The organism is Paraburkholderia sp. (assembly GCF_026225065.1).
Classification (GTDB): Bacteria; Pseudomonadota; Gammaproteobacteria; order Burkholderiales; family Burkholderiaceae; genus Paraburkholderia.
This window is the reverse complement of record NZ_JAMFSB010000434.1, coordinates 1-7,193: the sequence shown is the minus strand read 5'-3', so window position 1 is coordinate 7,193 and position 7,193 is coordinate 1. Positions and strand designations below refer to the sequence as shown.

General features: G+C 62.6%; 7 protein-coding genes and 1 pseudogene. 5 read left to right on the top strand and 3 right to left on the bottom strand.

All coding sequences use genetic code 11. The annotated features are described in order from the left end of the window. The 5 genes and pseudogenes from M0954_RS29525 to M0954_RS29505 form a co-directional block, all read left to right on the top strand. The coding region (locus tag M0954_RS29525; protein WP_297357026.1) for a glycine--tRNA ligase subunit alpha at positions 1 to 590 on the top strand (590 nt) is incomplete at its 5' end. A 15-nt stretch (positions 591 to 605) separates the two neighbouring features. After that, positions 606 to 2,710: pseudogene (gene glyS / locus M0954_RS29520) on the top strand (glycine--tRNA ligase subunit beta). A gap of 57 nt (positions 2,711 to 2,767) precedes the next feature. Next, positions 2,768 to 3,328: a D-glycero-beta-D-manno-heptose 1,7-bisphosphate 7-phosphatase gene (gmhB, locus tag M0954_RS29515; protein WP_122153407.1), complete on the top strand. Its 561-nt coding sequence runs from the start codon at positions 2,768 to 2,770 to the stop codon at positions 3,326 to 3,328. Between the two features lie 39 nt (positions 3,329 to 3,367). Further along, positions 3,368 to 4,126 carry a 1-acyl-sn-glycerol-3-phosphate acyltransferase gene (locus M0954_RS29510; protein WP_123385380.1) on the top strand — a complete coding sequence of 253 codons (759 nt, stop codon included), beginning with the start codon at positions 3,368 to 3,370 and terminating at the stop codon, positions 4,124 to 4,126. 59 nt (positions 4,127 to 4,185) lie between these two features. Next, the gene (locus M0954_RS29505; RefSeq protein ID WP_123385379.1) at positions 4,186 to 5,049 is read left to right on the top strand and encodes a M48 family metallopeptidase; all 864 of its coding nucleotides are present in this window, start codon (positions 4,186 to 4,188) and stop codon (positions 5,047 to 5,049) included. Between the two features lie 37 nt (positions 5,050 to 5,086). Here the strand turns inward: M0954_RS29505 and M0954_RS29500 are convergent, their stop codons facing one another. From M0954_RS29500 to M0954_RS29490, 3 genes are all read right to left on the bottom strand, one after another. Further along, positions 5,087 to 5,485, bottom strand: a complete 399-nt coding sequence (locus M0954_RS29500; protein ID WP_297357024.1) for a hypothetical protein — start codon at positions 5,483 to 5,485, stop codon at positions 5,087 to 5,089. Between the two features lie 65 nt (positions 5,486 to 5,550). Beyond that, positions 5,551 to 5,937 (bottom strand): lactoylglutathione lyase, encoded by a 387-nt coding sequence (gene gloA / locus M0954_RS29495; protein ID WP_074263391.1) that lies wholly within the window; start codon positions 5,935 to 5,937, stop codon positions 5,551 to 5,553. Positions 5,938 to 6,062: 125 nt separating this feature from the next. Next, on the bottom strand, positions 6,063 to 7,193 hold a 1,131-nt coding region (locus tag M0954_RS29490; RefSeq protein WP_297357022.1), incomplete at its 5' end, for an AMP-binding protein.

Below are 7,193 nucleotides of genomic sequence, written 5' to 3'. Positions count from 1 at the left end.
TCACCTACTTCCAGCAAGTGGGCGGTCTGGACTGCAAGCCGGTGCTCGGCGAAATCACCTACGGACTCGAGCGCCTCGCCATGTATCTGCAGAAGGTCGAGAACGTCTACGACCTGGTGTGGACCGAGTGGGAAGAGCAAGGCCCGAACGGCCCCGAAATGCGGCGCCTGTCCTACGGCGACGTGTATCACCAGAACGAAGTCGAGCAGTCCACCTACAACTTCGAGTACGCAAACACCGATCTGCTGTTCACGTTCTTCAACAACTACGAAGCGGAAGCGAAGCGCATGATGGAAGTGCCGCTCGCGCTGCCGGCGTACGAACTCGTGCTGAAGGCCGGCCATACGTTCAACCTGCTCGACGCGCGCGGCGCGATCTCGGTGACCGAGCGGGCGGCGTATATCGGCCGCATTCGTAACCTGTCGCGCCAGGTGGCGCAGGCTTACTACGAATCGCGCGAGAAGCTTGGCTTCCCGATGCTCGGCAATCCGGTGCACGGTGTGCCCGGCCTCACGACTGACGAACAGGACGCCGCGATGCCCGCCTGGGCGCCGCCGCTCAAAGTCGAACGCAAGATCGACCCGGACTGACGAGAACACGAACAGATGACTCATCCCCAACACGCCACCCTCCTCGTCGAACTGCTTACCGAGGAATTGCCGCCCAAGGCGCTCGCGCGTCTCGGCGACGCCTTCGCCGAAGGGATCGCCCAGCGCCTCGCCGCGCGCGACCTGATCGAAGGCGAACTGTCGTTCGAACGTTACGCCACGCCGCGCCGTCTCGCGGTGACGATCAAGAATGTGCGCGACGTTGCGCCGGAAAAGCACGTGCGCGAAAAAGTGCTGCCGGTGTCTGTAGCGCTCGACAAAGACGGTCGGCCCACCGCGCCGCTCGCCAAGAAGCTCGCCGCGCTCGGCTTCCCCGATTTCTCGGTGAACGATCTCGAGCGTGCATCGGACGGCAAGGCTGACGCTTTCTTCCTACGCTATACCGCACCCGGCGCAACGCTCGCCGAAGGTCTGCAAGCTGCGCTGGATGAAACGCTGACCGTCACGAAGCTGCCGATTCCCAAGGTGATGACGTACCAGCGCCCGGACGGCACCAACATCCAGTTCGTGCGACCCGCGCAGCGGCTCATCGCCTTGCACGGTGAACAGGTCGTGCCGGTCACGGCACTCGGTATCGACTCCGACGACACCACGCTCGGCCATCGCTTCCTGTCCGAAGGTTTCGTCCAGATCCAGCACGCCGACACGTACGCGGAGACGCTGCGTCACAAAGGCCATGTGGTCGCGAGCTTCGCGGACCGCAAGGAAACCATCCGCACGCACCTGCTCGCGCAAGCCGAGGGTGACCAGGTGGTGATGCCGGAAGCGCTGCTCGACGAAGTGACCGCGCTGGTCGAATGGCCGGTGGTGTACACCTGCCGTTTCGAGGACGAGTTCCTGCAAGTGCCGCAGGAATGTCTGATCCTGACCATGCAGACGAACCAGAAATACTTCGCGCTGACCGATGCCAACGGCAAGCTGCGCTCGCGCTTCCTGATCGTCTCGAACATCGAGACAACGACGCCCGGCGACATCATCGAAGGCAACGAGCGCGTGGTTCGTCCGCGCCTGGCGGATGCGAAGTTCTTCTTCGAGCAGGACAAGAAGAAGCCGCTCGCCGACCGCGTGCCGCTGCTCGCCAACGTCGTGTATCACAACAAGCTTGGCTCAGCGCTGCAACGCGTCGAACGCGTCGAAGCGCTGGCCGGCGCGATCGCCGCATTGATCGGCGCGGATGCTGCGCTCGCGAAGCGCGCCGCGCTGCTCGCCAAGGCCGACCTGATCACCGACATGGTCGGCGAATTCCCGAGCTGCAAGGCACGATGGGCACTTACTACGCGCGCCACGACGGCGAGCCGGAAGAAGTCGCGCTGGCCTGCTCCGAACATTATCAGCCGCGCTTCTCCGGCGATGCGTTGCCGGCCACGTCAACCGGTACGGTCGTCGCGCTGGCAGATAAGCTCGAAACGTTGGTGGGCATCTGGGGCATCGGCCTGCAACCAACCGGCGAGAAAGACCCGTTCGCGCTTCGCCGTCATGCGCTTGGCGTGCTGCGGATTCTTGTCGAGAAGCAGCTGCCGGTCGACCTCGTCGAACTGCTGCGCACCGCGTATGCGCAGTTCGCCGCCGTGCCGAACGTCGTCGATTCGACCCAGGCCATCTACGAATTCTGCATGGACCGTCTGCGCGGCCTGCTGCGCGAGCGTGGCTATTCCGCCGGTGAAATCGACGCCGTGCTGGCGCTGAACCCGACGCGTCTCGATGACATCGTCGCGCGTCTCGACGCAGTGCGTGAGTTCTCGGCGCTCACCGAAGCGGCTTCGCTCGCCGCAGCGAACAAGCGCATTTCGAATATCCTGAAGAAGTCGGACGGCGCGCCGGTGGGTGGCGTGCAGGTCAATCTGCTGCAAGAAGCCGCAGAAAAAGCCTTGCACGCACAGCTCGAACAGGTAGCCCCGCGCGTCCAGTCGCAACTAGCGGCACGTGACTACACGGGTGCGTTGACCGCGCTCGCTGCTTTGCGCGAACCGGTCGACACTTTCTTCAACGACGTGATGGTCAACGCTGAAGATCCTGCGTTGCGGGCTAACCGTCTGGCCTTGCTCGGCGCACTGCATCAGCAGATGAACTGCGTCGCCGACATTTCCAGACTCGCAGCCTGATCGCCGGACAATTGCCGAACAACCGACAAACAAGCTGCGTAACCAGGCGTCCGCGCTATGCCGATCAACCCTAAAAAAGTCGTTGTCCTCGACCGTGATGGCGTGATCAACGTCGATTCGGACGCGTTCATCAAGTCGCCGGACGAATGGGTCGCGCTGCCCGGCAGTCTCGAAGCGATCGCCCGGCTCAACCAGGCCGGCTATCGCGTCGCGATCGCGACGAATCAGTCGGGCATCGGGCGCGGGTTGTTCGACATGAACGCGCTCAATGCGATGCATCTGAAGATGCATCGCATGGTCGCGCTCGTCGGCGGACGCATTGACGCGGTGTTCTTCTGCCCGCACACGGCCGAGGACCACTGCGAGTGCCGTAAGCCGAAGCCCGGCATGCTGAAGATGATCGCCGAGCGTTTCGAAGCCGATCCGAAGGCGACGCCGGTTGTCGGCGACTCACTGCGCGACCTGCAAGCGGGCGCCGCGCTCGGTTTCGCTACGCATCTTGTGCTCACCGGCAAGGGGCGCCAGACGCTCGCCGCGGGCGGCCTGCCCGAAGGCACCAAGGTACACGACGACCTGCGTGCCTTCGCGTTAGACTTTCTTGCCACAGAACAAGCCTGACGCGAACCGAGCGCGTCCTTAACACTGACTGCCCCGCCGATGCGCTTCCTCCGTTCTCTGCTGCTGCTGATCTTCCTCGTGGTCTACACGATCCCGTACGCGATCGCCTGCTTCATCGCGTTCCCGTTCATGCGTGCCGAGCGCCGCTACTGGATGGCGGCCGGCTGGTGCGCCTCGACGCTCGCCGTGGTGCGCCGGCTGAACAGCATCGACTATCGCATCGAGGGCTTCGAGAATCTGCCTAATGGTCCGGCCGTGCTGCTGTCGAAGCACCAGTCGGCGTGGGAGACCGTGGCGTTCCCGGCGCTGATGCCGCGCCCGCTTTGCTACGTCTTCAAACGCGAGCTTCTGTATGTGCCGTTTTTCGGCTGGGCGCTTGGCCTGCTGAAGATGGTGCATATCAACCGCAAGGACGGCAAATACGCGTTCGAGTCGGTCATCAAGCAGGGCAAAGCGCGCATGGAAGAAGGTGCGTGGGTCATCATGTTTCCGGAAGGCACGCGCACGCGTACCGGCACGCAAGGCAAATACAAAACCGGTGGCGCACGCTTCGCGGTGGCAACCGGTGCGCCGGTCGTACCGATTGCGCACAACGCCGGGCGTGTGTGGCCACGCAACTCGTTTCTCAAATATGCGGGTATAGTCACAGTGTCGATCGGCAAACCGATTGACACGAAGGGGCTCACGCCCGATGAAGTGAACACGCGCGTCGAAACGTGGATCGAAGCTGAGATGCGTCGCATCGATCCCACCGCGTACGGTGCTGCGGACAGCACTTCCGCGGCCGCACAATTCTGACGCGCCCACGCCCTCGAAGGCGTATTTGCGCCGGGGCGTATTGCCCGAAGCCGAAACCGATGCAGAAGTCTCCTACGCCGCAGCCCGCTGCGGCGCTCGATAGCCGGCAACTCGATCTGCCGCTCTTTGCAGAGCCGGCCCTCCCGCCGTCCACGCCGTCTTCATCGCAGAAGCCGGACACGTCGCGCGCGCCCGACGGCACAAAACTGCGCAGCCTGACGCTCGGCGCGCAGACGCTACACTACCAGCTCAAACGCTCGTCGCGACGCTCGATCGGTTTTGCGATCGACAGCAGCGGCCTGATGATCACCGCACCACGTTGGGTCACGCTGGCCGACATCGAAACCGCTATCAGCGAAAAGCAGCGTTGGATTTTTTCGAAACTGATCGAATGGCAAACCCGTGTCGAGCAGCGCGCGCTGCCGCAGGTTGACTGGAAAGACGGCGCCCAGGTGCCGTATCTGGGCCAACCTGTGCGCGTGATGCTCGGCGCGCCGCGGGGCATGCTCGCCTTCGACGCGCAGCAGGCGGCGCTTGCGTTACCACTGCCGTTGCAGGCCGACCCGCAGCAGATCAAGGACCGCGTGCAAGGCTGGCTGCAAGGCGAAGCCAAGCGCCTGTTCGGCGAACGGCTCGCGATCTACGCAGAAAAGCTGGGGGTGAATTATCGCGCCTACGCACTTTCGTCAGCGGCGACGCGGTGGGGAAGTTGTTCGAGCGACGGCAAGATCCGCCTCAACTGGCGGCTGATTCATTTCCCGTTGTCGATCATCGATTACGTGGTCGCGCATGAACTCGCGCATCTGCGCGAGATGAACCACAGCCCGCGGTTCTGGGAGACGGTGGAGTCGATTTTTCCGGAATTCCGCGAAGCGCGGCAGACGCTCAAGCACCATCCACCCGAGCTGTTGCCTACGCTTTAAAGGTGACGCGCCTTGTCGCTCTCGGCGAGGCGCTCGCTCACTCCGAGCAGAACGTCTCCTGCAGATGCCGCCACTGCACCTTGCCGTGCGCGTCGATTTCCAGCACCGCCGTCGAGCGCCGCACATTGCGGTTGTGCTCGCCGTCGGACTGTCTTTCGATGTACGTCACCACTGCCCCGGACGGATACAGGGCAATGAACGCACTGCCCGTAATCTCGATTGCGAAGTTGGGCCGCTGTCCGCCATGCTGCTCGAAAATTTCGCGCAGCATCGGCCAGTCCAGCGTCGCACCATTCGGCAGGATCATCGAAAATTGCTGGGAAAAGTGCGCCATCAAGCGGTCCAGCGCACCGGGCCCTGCTGTGCCGGCATACCACGCCTGAACCTCGGCGTTGACCGCCTGGATCTCGTCAAAGAAGGGATTCGAGTCGCTCATCGTTCGTATCCGTGGTGGCCGCCGGTTCGCGCAATTAACTCCGCCGCGCGCTGCTCACGCAAAGCTTACTTCTTCTTCTGAATGAACTCGATCTTGTAGCCGTCCGGATCGGTCACGAACGCGATCACGGTCGTGCCATGTTTCATCGGACCCGCTTCGCGCACTACCGTGCCGCCTTGTGCCTTGATCTTGTCGCAGGCTGCGTACGCGTCATCGACCTCGACGGCGAGGTGACCGAACGCGTCGCCCAGATCATACGATTCCGTGTCCCAGTTGTGCGTCAGTTCAATGGCAGTGGCGACGCTTTCATCCTCATAGCCGACGAACGCCAGCGTGAACTTGCCCTCCGGATAGTCGTGGCGGCGCAGCAATTTCATGCCGAGCAATTCGGTGTAGAACTTGATCGAACGGTCCAGATTGCCCACGCGGAGCATGGTGTGAAGAAGGCGCATCGTGTACTCCTGTTGCTTGATGTCGAGGACGTAAATGTACCCGGAATCGCGCAACGTTGCTGACAAGGACGCAGGCTTGCGGCGTGCCGTTATCCCGCTTCGCCACGATCCCGGCCGCAGCGCGTTTACCCCTTCTTTTGCGCCTCGTCACGCAAGGCCCGGCGCAGGATCTTGCCGACATTCGTCTTCGGCAGTTCGGTCCGAAACTCGATGAGCTTGGGCCGCTTGTAGCCGGTCAGTTGCTCCTTGCAGAAACTGAAAATGTCCGTTTCGCTCAGCGCAGGATCGCGCTTGACGACGAATAGCTTGACCGCCTCGCCGGCCTGCTCGTCCGGCACGCCCACGGCGACGACTTCGAACACACCCGGGTGCTTCGCCACGACATCCTCGATCTCGTTCGGGTAGACGTTAAAGCCCGACACCAGAATCATGTCCTTCTTGCGATCCACGATCTTCACGAAACCGGCTTCGTTCATCAGCCCAACGTCGCCCGATTTGAAGAAGCCATCCGCTGTCATCGCGCGGGCGGTTTCGTCGGGCCGGTTCCAGTAACCCGCCATCACCTGCGGACCACGAATGCAGATTTCACCGGGCTGGCCGAGCGGCACTTCGTTGCCGGCGTCGTCGCGGATCGACACTTCGGTCGACGGCAGCGGCAAGCCAACCGTGCCGTTGAACGCAGTCGTAGGCGGATTGGTGGTCGCACACGGCGAGGTTTCGGATAACCCATATCCTTCGACGATCGGCACGCCCGTCGCCGCCTGCCAACGTTGCGCGACCGCTTGCTGGACGGCCATACCACCGCCGGTGGACTGCACGAGCTTCGAGAAATCGAGCGTCGCGAATGCCGGATCGTTGAGCAGCGCGTTATACATCGTGTTGACGCCGGGAAACGAATTGATCGCGTAGCCGCGCAACGTCTCGATCATGCCGGAGATGTCGCGTGGATTCGGTATCAGGATGCCCATGCCGCCGCAGCGCATCGTCAACAACGCGCATATCGTCAAGCCGAAGATGTGATACAGCGGCAACGCGACGACGGTGATGTACGGGCCGATGTCGGTGCGATCACGGTAGATCGGTTCTCGCCACACCTCGGACTGCACCACGTTCGCCACCAGATTGCGGTGCAGCAGCGTTGCGCCCTTCGACACGCCTGTGGTGCCACCGGTGTATTGCAGAACCGCCACTTCGTCGGAGGATATCTGCACCGGTGTGAAAGCCGAATCCGCGCCACGGGCAATTGCGTCGCTCAG